This is a genomic window from Acaryochloris marina S15 (assembly GCF_018336915.1).
GTDB classification, from domain to species: Bacteria; Cyanobacteriota; Cyanobacteriia; order Thermosynechococcales; family Thermosynechococcaceae; genus Acaryochloris; species Acaryochloris marina_A.
In genome coordinates this window covers 4,386,909-4,400,725 of record NZ_CP064923.1, presented here as the reverse complement: position 1 = coordinate 4,400,725, position 13,817 = coordinate 4,386,909, and the positions used below count along the sequence as shown (strand labels likewise).

Here is a 13,817-nt window from a genome sequence, read left to right as displayed (position 1 = left end):
ACACGTTTCATGTCTGGGCTTAACTCGTAATAACAAAAGAGATTGTGGGGCTTGGACGTTCAAGATGTGTGGAAGGGAAACTGAATTAATATTGGAAACTAATCGTAGATTTGTTACCCAAAAATGGAAAGATCTTAGATCTTCTCGCAAGGGTAGAGTGATTCTGGCTATTTCACGAATAAAAGTGGCAAGAATCTTTACAAAGAGCCTGGCGAGACCGACAGGATTGAACCTTAAGTTGGTGTAAATACTGACCGGGTTATCCTCGCGTCAACGGTAGGTTTACAGCCTGGTAGATTCAGCATGCATCACTTCTTAAAAAAAGCTTGAACATGAAAAATCTAGCCGTACCGAAGTCGAGATAGCTCCTGTTGAGAAGCATTATAGCGTGGAGTCTCGGTTATGCTCACGCTGGCCTATGGGATTTTGACAAGGGGGACTGATTAAATCAGTGTCAAGCAGCATAGGACTAATGCTTCTGTCCATTCTACGATGGCACCGTAAACATCACCAGTCATCCCTTTAAATTGGTAATAAAACCAGTAGCTGATGCCGAGGGATAGGCTGATTCCCATTAGGATACCCCCCAAAACGGATTGCCATGCAAAGGGAAACCCGTAATATTGGCAGACGGTGATGATGAATAAACCCATTGCGCTAGGCCATAGATCCCCCATGCCTTGAAAAGCATTGGTGTGGAAGGCATTGTTACCCTCGGGTTTGAGATAAGGGTAGGCGGCAATGGCCATAACCTGAGCGATTCGTCCCCAGACTAGGGTCGTCACTAGGGCGGGCAGGTGAGGAATCGAGAGATTACTTAAGGCGCAGACCTTGAGGAGAATCACTAGGGTGCCAGCCATGGCCCCAAAGGCCCCAGTGCGACTATCGGACATGACGGCGAGACGCCGTTCGGGCTCCATGACAGCGAGGCCATCAGCGGTATCCATGACGCCATCCAGATGGAGGCCGCCGGTGATGCCTATCCAGAGGGCGACGACTAGAGCACTGCGAGTTAGGACGGGCATCTGCCCTAAGGCAAGACTATAGTCGATGGTACCGATGCCCACTCCTAAGAGCAAACCGACCCAAGGGGCCCAACGCGCAATTCGTTCAAATTCTAAGGGCCAGTTCGGGGGGAGTGGAATACAGCTATAAAATGCGATCGCACCCCCGATTTGCTTCAAAATGTGTTTCATCTGTGCCAGGGATAAGGAAAGAAAGAGGGATATAGGGCTAAGCCCTTTACATCTGCTCGAGTTGATTGTGGCATAGGACAGCCAGGCAATTTCTAGAGTGGGGGTGCTTTATGGGTGGGATTTAAGTGTGGTTTACTGCTACTAATGTCCTGTCAAAACAAAGATTTTTGTTGAATTTTTATCCAGAACATAGATTATTTAGAGACATTGCGTTAAATTAAGTCCCAAGTTGCAAGGATCTGGTGAGCATAGAGCAGAGCCAATCAGTATTTTTTTCAATCAAGAGGGGCGTTTCGTGGCTAAACAAATTTCTGAAATTCGTCCTTCTGTTGATCCACGATCTTCACAAGTCCTTCCTTCCAAACTGGGCAAAGCCAAAGATCGAGCACTAAATCTGGATCCGATACCCGAGTCGACTGATAGTCTCCGTAAAAAGCTAAAAGATAAACGGCGCCAGCAGAAACAGCAAGAAAAGCAAAGAAAACAAGCACTCCGCCAAAAATCAAACCGACGTAAAGATAGTCCGCGTCGAATTACTGCATCTAGCCCAGATTTTAAACAATCAAGTCAAGAATTAGCGGGGGCATTAGTAGTCCCTTCTTCTGTAGAGCCGGTACCTGTTCGTCAGCACTCCAAGAAAGTTGTCCGTCGCTCAACCTCGTCTCGATGGCGGCCGTTAAGACGCCTAGGAATGTTGCTAGGCGTAACCGGTGTCGCTTGTGCAGGGGGATGGGTTGCTCTGGAGCTAAACCTGCCGGATACGACCCATATGGAAATAGAAACCCAGGTTCGTGCCGGAACAACCACTCTGAAATCTGCAGATGGTTCCATCCTTTTTCAAGATGGACCTGCTAGTCGCAAAACGGTCAGTATCAATCAAATTCCTCGGCAATTGCAGCAGGCCTTTATTGCCACAGAAGATCGACGGTTTTTTGACCATGATGGCATTGATGGCCAAGGCATTTTACGGGCTATGGTGACCAATGTGCTGTCAGGAGAGCTAGCGGAGGGGGGGAGCACGATTACCCAGCAGCTGGCCCGGATGACTTATCTCAATCAAGAACGCTCGATTTTGCGGAAGTTGAAAGAAGCCCGTTTATCCCAAAAGATTGAAGATAAACTCTCTAAGACCCAGATTTTAGAGCGCTACCTCAATCAGGTGTATTTAGGGAGCGGGGCTTATGGGGTAGCTGATGCCGCTTGGGTTTATTTTGGCAAGTCTTTAAATCAGCTCAATTTGCAGGAAAGTGCGACCCTGGCAGGATTGCCTGCAGCTCCGAGCTTGTACTCTCCCTTAAGTAATCCCAAAGTGGCAAAGGAACGACGTAACTTAGTTCTGGAAAGGATGGTTCGGGCTGAGGCGATTACACCTGACATGGCAGCAAAAGCCAAGAAAAGTTCCATTGTTTTAAATCCTAAAGTGCCACCCAATGCCCAAGACCAAAGTCCGTACTTTACGGCTTATCTTCAGCAGCAGTTGCCGGAACTTTTGTCGGAGGAAGTGCTGAAACAGGGGGGATTAGAAATTGAAACGACCCTAAACTTGAAGTGGCAAAAAGCAGCTGCTTCAACCATCAAAGATGTGGTGTACCACGATGGCTATTCCCAGCGCTTTGATCAGGCGGCCTTGGTGTCCCTTGATCCCCGCAATGGTGAAATCAAGACGATGGTGGGTGGCAATGAATTTGAACAATCTCAATTTAACCGGGTGACCCAATCCCGACGGCAGCCTGGGTCTACCTTCAAAGCGTTTGTATACACGGCTGCGATCGCATCAGGATTCTCCCCCCATGATGGTTTTCAAGACGCCCCCTTTATTGTGGACGGCTATCAGCCTAATAACTATGGCCATACCTATAAGGGCTGGATATCCATGCACCAGGCTCTTACCAAGTCTGCTAATATCCCTGCGGTGCGAGTGTTTATGGCGGTTGGTTTTGAACCCACGATTAAACTGGCCCGGGAGTTGGGGATTCAATCTCCCTTAAAACCCTATTATTCCACCGCTTTAGGGGCGAATGAAGTTAGCTTACTGGAATTGACTCGTGCCTATGGCACCCTTGCCGCTCAAGGCTATCGAAACCAGCCCTATGGGATTCGTTCGATTCGCAATCGTCAGGGTAAGGTCCTGTTTCAAAATAAAACGACCAAGCAGCGCGTGCTTGATTCATCATCGTCGGCCATTATGACTTGGATGTTGCAGCAGGTGGTGACATCGGGCACTGGGAAACCCGCTCGTATTGGTCGTCCAGTCGCGGGTAAAACGGGCACCTCTGAACATAATCGAGATTTATGGTTTATTGGCTATGTTCCGCAACTAGTGACGGGAGTCTGGTTGGGAAATGACGATAACTATCCCACAACCGGCACCAGTACGACTGCTGCGGCCACTTGGGGGAAATTTATGAAACAGGCTGCCAAGGATATTCCCTCTCAACCCTTTCCCTCCTTGCCGAAACTGACGGGCCGGAAGGGAAGCATTGTGGCTAAACCTGTTAAGCCTAAACAGCTGAAGAATTTGCCAATGCCGAGACAAAAAGAACCCGCAGTAGAACCTGCTGAAAATGAGGTTTCAGATTAAATCTGGATCGGGTTGATTACTAAAACGGGGTGTGAGCTTACAGCTCACACCCCGTTTTTAAGGCCTTAAGTCAGTCTTAAGTAGATGCAGAAATAGAGCTCCGACGCTTATTAATAACGGGCTTTGATTTCCGACTACGTCCTCCATTTTTAGAAGACCAATCATCCAAGTTCGCTGTGATAGCAGGATAGCGGTCGAATGCCATTTGTAGTGCAGCTGCAGCAATGGTTTGAGTATCGTAGTCTTCGCTCAGTTGCGAAACGGTGGGCAAGAAAGAAGCCAATCGTTCCCCAGTCAGAATACTATGCAACTCTTCAGTCAGCTTCTCTAACCGGCGTCCTTCAATGGCTGAGCGGGTTGGAGTGGGTAGCGTGGGAATGTCTTGACGGATATGCTTCTCAATTTCATGAAGCTTCCAGCGATCGAGGGCATGAACCAAGGAAATGGCGGTGCCTTCATTACCTGCACGTCCGGTTCGACCGATCCGGTGCACGTAACTTTCTACACTATCGGGTGGCTCATAGTTGATCACGTGGCTCAGATCGTCAACGTGTAATCCTCGGGCAGCAATATCGGTGGCAACCACCCAGCGTATACGTCGCTGACGGAACCGGTCCAGCAATCGCTCTCGCTGACTTTGGCTTAAGTCACCATGATATTCATCGGCACTGTAGCCTGCAGTTTGCAGCTGTTGGGTTAGGGTTGCGGCTTCCCGGCGGGTGCGGACGAAAATAATGGCTGATTCAGGATCTTCTAGTTCCAGAACAGCTTGTAAGACCGTTGATCGCGCCCATGTGCGAGGAATTCGATAAGCCACCTGGTTAATCCGGGTCGGTGCAGCCTTCGGTTGCTCAACGGTAACGGTGACGGGATCATTTAGGAACTGCTTCGAGAGCTTGTAAATCTCTGGGGCCATTGTGGCGGAGAAAAATGCTGTTTTGCGATTACCAGGAACCCGCTCCAGAATTTTTCTGACATCGGGAATAAAGCCCATATTGAGCATTTCGTCCGCTTCGTCTAGGACGAACCAGCTGAGTTGGTCCAGAACGATTTCACCACGGCTAAGTAAGTCTAAAACTCGACCAGGGGTACCGACAATCAGCTGAGCGCCACGACGCAGTTGTGAGATCTGTCGGTCAATGGACTGGCCACCGTAGATAGCGACGACTCGCAGTGCGCCATCTGCTTTGAATTGGTAAACGGCTTCGCTAACTTGAACGGCTAACTCCCTTGTCGGAGTCAAAATCAGAGCTTGAGGTGCTTTTATGGTGGGATCCAGCTGCTCTAGGATAGGGAGAGAGAAGGCGGCTGTTTTACCAGTTCCAGTTTGGGCTTGGCCAATGATGTCGCGACCGGCCAGCAGATGGGGAATAGCTTCTGCTTGAATTTGGGTGGGTGTGGAAAAACCAAGCGCTTCTAAACAATCAACACGAGTTTGTGAAAGACCAAGTTGACTAAACGTAAGGGTCATGAACTCTCCTAGAGGGTTAATACAGGCTACTGCCGCTCGTGCAGATAAACGTCTACCGAGCAATCACCACAGCATCTGAATCATGACTATCAGTGTCTGCTCGTTAAAAAGTATGAAGTTAAGCGGTCTAACACCACTCAGGTGGAGTGGTTGAACAAGAGAGGGCAGTAGGGTGCCAACGGATATAAGTTGGCGATACTAAACAGGACTATGATCGCCCTATTGTTTCTATTCTGCAACAAAGTGTAACAAAAAGCATTATAAGTCAAGTAATCATGACATTTGGTTGGACTGAATACCTAGCCAAATGTCATCGATAAACACTCAAATCTTGATTACAGCTCGTTCAAATGATCTGTCCATGTAAGTCATAGGCATCTGCATCGGTGATGTGGACAGTCGTTAAGGTTCCTAGGCGAGGGGGATTATCACCTGGATTGATATAGACGAGGCCATCTACATCAGCGGAAAAGCGAGCGGAACGACCAATGAGTTGACCCGAGCCAGCATGTTCTTGCTCAATTAAGATGGGTACGGTTTTACCCACTTCTTGCTGGTTTTGTTGCCAGGAGATGGGTTGTTGCAATGCCATTAAGCGATCGCGTCGCGTATCCATCACCTCTTGGGGCAGCTGATTGGGTAAGTCAAAAGCGGGGGTGCCTTCTTCTTGCGAGAAGGTAAACACGCCTACATGATCAAATTCATGGCGTTGAACAAACTCACAGAGATGCTCAAAGTGGGCATCTGTTTCTCCTGGAAATCCCACGATAAATGTGGTGCGGAGAACAGCATCAGGCAAGGTGGATTTGATCTTCTCAATAATCTGATCGTTGACTTGACCCTGCCAAGGACGATTCATGGCTCGCAATACTTCCGGATGGGAATGTTGTAGGGGCAAGTCCAGATAAGGCAAAACGTTATCGGTGTCTTGAATCGCCGCCATCACCTCTGGGGTTAGGCCCGTGGGATAGGCGTAATGCATGCGAATCCAAGGCACATCCACTTCACCTAGGGCTCTGAGGAGCTGGGCGAGCTGGGGTTTACCGTAGATATCGATGCCATAGTTGGTGGTAATTTGGGAAATTAAAATCAGCTCTTTCACGCCTTCGGCTGCCAACTGTTGGGCTTCAGCCACGATGGACTCAATGGAGCGTGAACGCTGTTTGCCCCGCAAATGGGGAATGATGCAAAAGGCACAGCCATAGTCACAGCCTTCGGCGATGCGCACATAGGCAGTCCCTTCAGTTGTCGTGCGATACCGAGGGACGGTTTCGTCTGCAATATAGGTTGGTTCAGGAGAGACTTCTTTGACACGCTCTCCCGCTTCGGCCCGCTGAATCACATCCACGATTTTGTGGTAGTCGCCAGTGCCTACCAGAGCAACAGCTTCGGGAAGCTCTTCGAGCAATTCCTCTTGGAAATGCTGAGCCATGCAGCCCGTAATTACAATTTTTTTGTTGGCTTCAGCGAGTTCAACCAGGGTGCGTACAGATTCTTCCCTAGCGGCCTGAATAAAGCTACAGGTGTTGACGATCACGTAATCGGCAAAGGCTTCGTCGCTATCGACGGGATAGCCAGCTTCTACCAGCAGCCCCAACATATGTTCAGTGTCAACGCGATTTTTTTCACAGCCGAGATGAGCAACGGCGACGGAGGGCTGATTGGCCATGCAGAGTAGATCAATGTCGAGAAAGAATACTCCGTGATCCTATCTCATGATCTGAAATTCAGTCAGCCTGGGCGAAAATAGCCTCCGAGTCTTGCAGGATAGTTTCTACATCCGGTAGGTCTACATGTTGGTAAATAGCCCGAATTTTGGCTTGTTGATCTGAAATAATCAAAACCCCATAATTTTGTGATTCTTGCCGAAAGGCTTCGTTCTCAGTGGAGAAAATACCGTAGAACTGATCAGCTAACTTCAAGTCGCCTCCTCCATAGAGATCTGCCCCTTTGATATTTGCAATGGGACCAAAAACACCACATTCATCATTGGTGCAGACGGGTGGCAGTTCTGAATGTAAGAGATGAACTAGAAATTTACGGTTCCCCAGTTTATTCCGACCGTTTTGATGGGCAATCATGGCGCTTCTGGCAGGTAAGGTTGTACCGACAGATAGTCTTCCAAGGGTTGTAACTGATTTAAAGGGAATTTGAGGTTTGTCTTGCGTTGGGGCACAACTGCTGATGAAGAACGTTGTACTCAGTACCAATCCACACCAGAGGGTTTTAAAGCGTCTTTGGCCAGGATGATATTTTTTCAACATTGCACACCTGATTTAATTCGCAGCACTATTTTGATGAGCCCAGAATTGTAATCTTGCTTTTTAAAAGGTGAAAGCATGGTTAGACTCAATTTCCCTCTATTTAGCAAATAATGTTTAACCTATCTGTGGAAGCATGATTAGGTCTGAAGTGGTGAATATTTACTAGGCTAGTAATCAAGATCTAGTATGAAGTTTTTGTGAAGTTCAAGGTCTTACTCTCCAGCATGATATGAACTTCTGACTAAAGGACCAGAACGAACGTGACTAAACCCGAGAGAGCGAGCAATCTCATCTAGGCGATCAAACTCCTCGGGGTGCCAGTATTTCTGGACCGGGAGATGGTTGAGGGACGGGCGCATATATTGGCCCAGAGTGATGCGATCGCATCCCACTGCCCTTAAGTCTTCCATTGTTTCAATGATTTCAGCTTCTGTTTCGCCCAATCCCAGCATCAGACCTGATTTGGTGGCAATAATAGGTATGACATCATTTTTAGGTGCAAGTTCCTTAACGGTGGCCAGAACCTTTAGCGATCGCTCATATTTTGCCCCTCGTCGCACGGGCCCTTGGAGACGCCGAACCGTTTCCAGATTGTGGTTATAGCAAACGGGGTGGGCGTCAACGACGGTGGCGATCAGATTGCGATCGCCCCGAAAATCAGGGGTTAAAACTTCAATATCGGTATTGGGGCTAACTGCCCGAATTGCCGCCATGGTCGCGGCGAACCATCCTGCCCCTTGATCTGGCAAATCATCTCTGGCAACGGAGGTCAGCACCACATACTTCAGCCCTAGTAGCTGCACAGAATCAGCAACCTTTTGTGGTTCTTGCTCATCTAAGGGTTGGGGCGCATGTCCCTTATCAACCTGGCAAAACGAACAGGCTCTGGTACAGACTGGCCCCATTAATAAAAATGTGGCTGTCTTTTGGGCATAGCATTCGCCCCGATTGGGACATCGGCCCTCTTCACAAATGGTGTGGATATTATGGCGTTTGACAATTTGCTGCACGGTGGACAGCTCACTTGCCTTGCCAATTGGGCGGCGTAGCCATTCCGGTAAGCGTTCTCGTATTTCTGTATTCGCCATTGGGTCTGCCTTCTGACTACCTGACAGCATGGAAGCAAAGCATGCATTAGGTAATCACTATAGCGAGTTTGTATCTCTTAAGAACAGGCAGTTTAAGAAGGAGTTGGCTGGTCCTTGACGGGGATAAGCGAGAACCAAAAGCGGTGAACTGCGGCAATATTGGAAATAACGGCTAATGCAATTAGCAAAATAAAGAGCTGTTGGGTGAGCAATCCCAAAATAATCAATACGATTCGAGTCGCTCGGCTCCCAATACTGGCAATAGAACTTTTGCCTGCGACCTCACTTCTGGCCCGAATGTAGGGAACCATGGTGGTCCCCAGCAGGGCGAATAATCCCACCAGTAAATATTCAGTGGGGTTCACCAAAATTAGCGCTGCAATCAGGAAAAAATCGACGTAGCGATCTAAAACGCTGTCTAAAATACCGCCTTCGATTGAGGTGAGATTGCGCTCCCGGGCAATGTCCCCATCCAATCCATCCATAAGACCACTCACCACCACTAATGCAGTTGCGAGCCAAAGCTGCTCCTGAATAATCAGCCATCCTGTGAGGGGACCACCAATCCCTGCAGATACCCAGGTGACTCGATTGGGGGTAATCCAGGTAAAGCGAGCTAAAGATCTGGCTAGCTTAATCGTGAAAAACTGCACCATTCTATCTAGCGGAGACAGGGGGACTGTGATAGGTGTCTCGTCATGAATTTCGGCAGAATCCTGAACAGGTGTGGAAGGGTTGGGCATAGCTATTTCCCGTAAACTCAGGCAACAGCGACCCTAACATGCCTATAGACGAAAAATCAAAATCACCGCTATGGTCAAGAACCTGGCATTAACCCCTTAAAAAGGAATAGAAATGCCTGCACCAACTGTGATTTCATTTTGATCACGGACTCTGAGCTGATGCCAGGTAGATGAGCCCACACGATTGGTGACAAAGAATTCAACATTGGGTTGGTTCTTGCCCGATTCATCACCCCCTATGATTTTTCTGGGATTCCAGCGCACGGCCACGGACCAGGGGATGCGATCGGCTAGGGTATTGCCGATAAAGGCATTACCCTCACCCAAGAAATTTGCTCCCAATTCGCCAACCAGGCTGAAGTCTTGAATGACCTCAACGGAGCCGCCTACGTTAAAGCCTCCCAGCTCTAGACCATCTCGCTGGACAAATCCTGCCGTGGGGGTAAACCAAAAGGCTAGTTGATCATTAACTTTGTAATGCAAGGGTAAGGATAGGGTCACCACAAAGCGCCTGCCTTCGGGACTGTCGGTCTGAAAGATCAGAGGGAAGTCTTTGGGGGCCCCTAGTCGGAATTGACCGTTACGGTTGTTGTTGTCAAAGTTGTCGAAGATATTGTTGGTGAGTCCCACTGTTACTGCGGCACTGGCTGTGAAAGGCGCTGCTTCTTCCTGGTTAAGCAATCGTAGTTTTACACCAAAGCCTTGCTCTGATTCGTCCACCTCACCAGAGATGTAATCCAAATAGGCAAAGAGTTCTAAGTCTTTGACGATCCCATAACGTAGGGCCGTCTGAATTCCTTGACCACCGCCTTGTAAATGGAAGAGAAAACGCTGACTGGGCACCGTCCCGCCATCAAAAAAGGCCAGGCCATCGGTTGTGTTGGGTGAATCTTGGCCATCCTGCTCACGATTGAAGCTATCGGCAATCCGGCGGTTGGAGGCAAAGAGGCTGGGTAAAGAAATGACTCTCAACCCCAAAGCCGTTAAGTCCCGATCGGCAGTCAGGGCCAATGGCCCTTTGCTGCCAAAGGTATTGGTAGCAAAGATATCAAGCCCCAAGCTGGGATTGAGGAAATACCGTAGCCCCGCATTGTAAGCAATAGATTTGGCGGGTAGACCTGTATCCCGATTAAAACTGTTGTTGCCGGTAAAGGGCACAAACGCATCACCCCAGAGGGTGATCCGAGGGTGGACTTGATAGGAAATTGCCCCACTTAACCCCAAGGTTGTGCCAAAGGAACCTGGATTTGCGAGGGGTGGACGGGGGATAAAGACGGCATTGCTATCGGGGAAGAAGGCAATGGTGGGTGAAAGGGTAAATTGCCAACGCTCGTTAACGGTGGCAGTAAAAGGAAACTGGAGTGCTGGAATTAAGCTTTTATTCTCTTGCTCAATCCTTCCTGGATTAAATTCAAAGGTGCGTTTGGTCAGGGGCACTGCCAATGAAAAGGAACCGCTGAAGGCCAAAGTATTGTCAGGGTTATCCCACAGGCGTTGTTTGACGGATACCGTTAAATCTCGGTTGTTGACCCGTCTGACTACACCAAAGGGACCCAGGCGGTCTGGAGTGCCCGTATCAACGACCTGCAGGGTTAAATCCAGCTCTGTACTATCGGTGACACCCCAAGTGACTCCAAAGTTGGGGTAGGCTGCTGTACCGCTAGCGGCTTCAGTACCAGGTAAAAAGAAGAGTCGATTATAAAGGCTAAGGGCCACTGCCCCTTTGGGAAGGTGAATCGCGGTGGGTTGCTGAAATTGTTGGTTAGCTAAGGGGCTAAAACGAGGCGCTGGCGTTTCTTCGCTATCTTCAGTGTTACTTTCGGTTTCAGCTACGGCTGGAGGAACTGAATCGACCTGGGCTAGATCTGCTGCACGAGTGGAGATGGGGAGAGGAGGGGTGACATCCTGGTGAGTTGTGGCCTGAGAGATGAGTGCCTGCTGTGGAAATAAGGTCGTTGGATGAGGCGGCAATGATTGTTTTGCATGGGGAGGAGGTGAGGATAGTGTTCCGGTGGCTGTAGTGTCTGAACTCGCATTTGAAGGACTAGCTGGATCAAGATTTTCCGGTTGAGCAGCAGTCGATTGAAAACTAACTTGGCGAGTGCTCTGGCTTGAACTGGATAGATTCAAGCTGCTGGAGGTCTGCTTGATCTGGGCTGTCGGACTTTGGCTAAAACTGAAGTTGGTACTTTTGAGACCTGCTGGGTTGAGATGGCATTCGTCACATGAAGTAGGGGTTAGGAGTGGATCTGAGAAGGGGGCGGTTTCGGCATGGGTTGGCAGACTCAAACCCATGATGGCAACGAAAACCCCAGTCGATAGGGTAATAGACTTCATATTGAGGATAATGACTCCGCTGAATCTCCGGTATGCAGGGATGTTCTCAGCCCTAGCTCCGCTCGGGCAGTTGGGGAAGAGTATACATCGGCTCGTTAGCCCTCAGATTAACGGCAAAAAACTTGAGCATGGTTTGCCAAAACATTCATTTCGACGGAGCGGTAATTGATTTGTTCTCCGTCAACGGCAAGTAAGCCTTCAGAGCTCAGAGGTTCTAGGTGGAGACAGCGCACCTTGTAGTATTCCATCTCTGGAATGAGGATATGTTCTCCGGTGGCAATCTTCAGAAATGCTGTCAGTAAACGCCAGCGGGTAATTCCTTTACGAATGATTAAGACATCCATATAGCCATCTGCTAATCGGGCATGAGGAGCTGCCAAAACGCTATGGGTGGCCCAAGCGACGTTCATCACCCAAAGGGCAATAAATTCTCCTTCGAGAACTTGCCAATCTGAGGATGGAGAATTCTCTATTTCTACTGGCTGCGGCTCGGATAGGGGCGTTTGCTGAGGGGCATCAGGGCTAGGCTGCCAGTCTGGGGCTGGCAAAAAGGAAATCCGGCCTTGATAACTACGGAGGGCCAAGATGCTGAGAAATGCATAGACATCACTGCGCAAGGACCCGAGGAATTTGAGGAAACGGAGCTTATTGGACTTAATGTCGATATCACTAATCAAGGCCCAGGCGAGGGAGAGGATGCTGTAGTACTGTTTGCCATCCTGTTTGACGACACCCAGGTTAATGGGTTGGTACTTGCCTTTGGCGATGATAAAGGCGGCATTACTCGGATCGTAGGTTTCTTGGGATAGGTCGAGAATGGTCTTTCCTAGACCGTTGCCTGTACCAGCTGGGATGATGCCGATGGGTTTTGCGATCGCAACCTCCGCATCAGCATGGGTCATCAGTCCATTGATCAATTCAAAAACGGTGCCATCACCCCCAACAACAATAAATCCATCTATTGTCGATAGGTCGAAGTCCCGGACAGCCTGGATGGTCCGATCTCCCCCCTGGGTTTCCAAAATGCTCACCTGGCAATGGGCATCTTCTAAAATGGCCTGAGTTGATTGAAAGACTTGTTTGGCCTGTCGTCGTCCACCCTTGGGATTGACTAAGACTTTGAGGTGACGGGGCTTGACGGCTTGCTGGGGTTGAATGGGGTCGCTCTGTAACGCTTGGCGAATGACGTTAATCCACTGAGATCGCATCTGCTCTGTGGCACAGACAAACTCATATTCCCGTAACTGTCGGCGTTGGGGTACAGTCCTAGGAGCGGGATAGGCACATAGAATAAATCCGACGAGCCCTTGAGGATATTGCTTATCAGTGGGCCTGACGCCGACTACATCATCAAAGGCTAACGTTTGCCGCAGGCCAGCATGGAACCAGGACAAACTAGAGGTCGTCAACCAACCCCTGGCCTGAATATTGTCAACGGCTGGTTCGGAGTCGCTGACGAAAAAGAGTTGTTCCTCGAAGACAATATCCAATTTAATCTGTTGCGAAAACAATGCTTTTCTGGACTCACTTTGCCCAAGATGCTTTAAATATTTTATGGCTTGGGGTTGGGCTATTCCTAGCTGGAGTTTTAGAGGCGTTTCTTTGGAAGACGAAACCTTTTGAACTTGTAAATATACCGATCCAGACCCAATGGTTTGGCGCTAATAAACGCTGGAGAGGATTGATTAGCTTACCATTAACCTGTGTTGTTAGTACCTTTTTTCTGCAGGTCTTTGAGGCTCAATTTTTCTCAAACTCAGGTCTGCAGATTCAACTCTCCAACTTTAATTTTCTCGAATATGGATTGTTAGTTGGCTTTATTTTTAACCTATCCGAGTTACCCAATTCCTTCGTGAAACGACGGTTGGAGATTCCCCCTGGGGATGAAAACAACAAACTTTTCTATGTCATTGATCATATGGATTCCACCTATGGAGTGCTGATCCTATGGTTTTTCTATTTTCACTTTCCTCTCCATTTGGTGCTAACAGGAGCAATTGTGACACCGTTACTATTTATGGGGGCGACATGGGTGCGTAGACAGTTGGGTTTAAAGGCATAACCCTAGTTGACAAAATTGACAATGCACCCGACAAACCTGAGAAATTAGGATTAAATTTAGTCAATGCCTAAGGTT

At 48.7% G+C, this 13,817-nt stretch carries 10 protein-coding genes; 2 read left to right on the top strand and 8 right to left on the bottom strand.

Features of this window, described 5'->3' with window-relative positions:
* Window positions 1-443: 443 nt before the first annotated feature.
* Complete coding sequence (gene cobS, locus I1H34_RS20035; RefSeq protein WP_212662723.1) at window positions 444-1,196, bottom strand: adenosylcobinamide-GDP ribazoletransferase; 753 nt, start codon at window positions 1,194-1,196, stop codon at window positions 444-446.
* Window positions 1,197-1,491: 295 nt separating this feature from the next.
* Here cobS and I1H34_RS20030 point away from each other — a divergent pair, with 295 nt between their 5' ends.
* Window positions 1,492-3,777 carry a transglycosylase domain-containing protein gene (locus I1H34_RS20030; RefSeq protein WP_212662722.1) on the top strand — a complete coding sequence of 762 codons (2,286 nt, stop codon included), beginning with the start codon at window positions 1,492-1,494 and terminating at the stop codon, window positions 3,775-3,777.
* Window positions 3,778-3,853: 76 nt separating this feature from the next.
* On the opposite strand, the gene I1H34_RS20025 is transcribed toward I1H34_RS20030, so the two are convergent.
* From I1H34_RS20025 to I1H34_RS19995, 7 genes are all read right to left on the bottom strand, one after another.
* A complete protein-coding gene (locus I1H34_RS20025) occupies window positions 3,854-5,248 on the bottom strand; it encodes a DEAD/DEAH box helicase (RefSeq protein ID WP_212662721.1) in 1,395 nt (464 codons plus the stop codon).
* A gap of 346 nt (window positions 5,249-5,594) precedes the next feature.
* Window positions 5,595-6,917, bottom strand: a complete 1,323-nt coding sequence (rimO, locus tag I1H34_RS20020; protein WP_212662720.1) for a 30S ribosomal protein S12 methylthiotransferase RimO — start codon at window positions 6,915-6,917, stop codon at window positions 5,595-5,597.
* Between the two features lie 58 nt (window positions 6,918-6,975).
* Entirely contained in the window at window positions 6,976-7,512 is a 537-nt protein-coding gene (locus tag I1H34_RS20015) for a hypothetical protein (protein ID WP_249369427.1), read from the bottom strand.
* 212 nt (window positions 7,513-7,724) lie between these two features.
* Entirely contained in the window at window positions 7,725-8,630 is a 906-nt protein-coding gene (gene lipA, locus I1H34_RS20010; protein ID WP_249369425.1) for a lipoyl synthase, read from the bottom strand.
* Window positions 8,631-8,692: 62 nt separating this feature from the next.
* Complete coding sequence (locus I1H34_RS20005) at window positions 8,693-9,343, bottom strand: CDP-alcohol phosphatidyltransferase family protein (RefSeq protein WP_212662719.1); 651 nt, start codon at window positions 9,341-9,343, stop codon at window positions 8,693-8,695.
* Window positions 9,344-9,439: 96 nt separating this feature from the next.
* A complete protein-coding gene (locus I1H34_RS20000; RefSeq protein ID WP_212662718.1) occupies window positions 9,440-11,680 on the bottom strand; it encodes a transporter family protein in 2,241 nt (746 codons plus the stop codon).
* 107 nt (window positions 11,681-11,787) lie between these two features.
* Window positions 11,788-13,191: a diacylglycerol kinase family protein gene (locus tag I1H34_RS19995; RefSeq protein ID WP_249369423.1), complete on the bottom strand. Its 1,404-nt coding sequence runs from the start codon at window positions 13,189-13,191 to the stop codon at window positions 11,788-11,790.
* On the opposite strand from I1H34_RS19995, the gene I1H34_RS19990 reads away from it, so the two are divergent.
* Entirely contained in the window at window positions 13,191-13,742 is a 552-nt protein-coding gene (locus tag I1H34_RS19990; protein ID WP_212662717.1) for a CDP-archaeol synthase, read from the top strand. The two genes, I1H34_RS19995 and I1H34_RS19990, sit on opposite strands and share 1 nt — an antisense overlap.
* The last annotated feature ends 75 nt before the right edge of the window (window positions 13,743-13,817 follow it).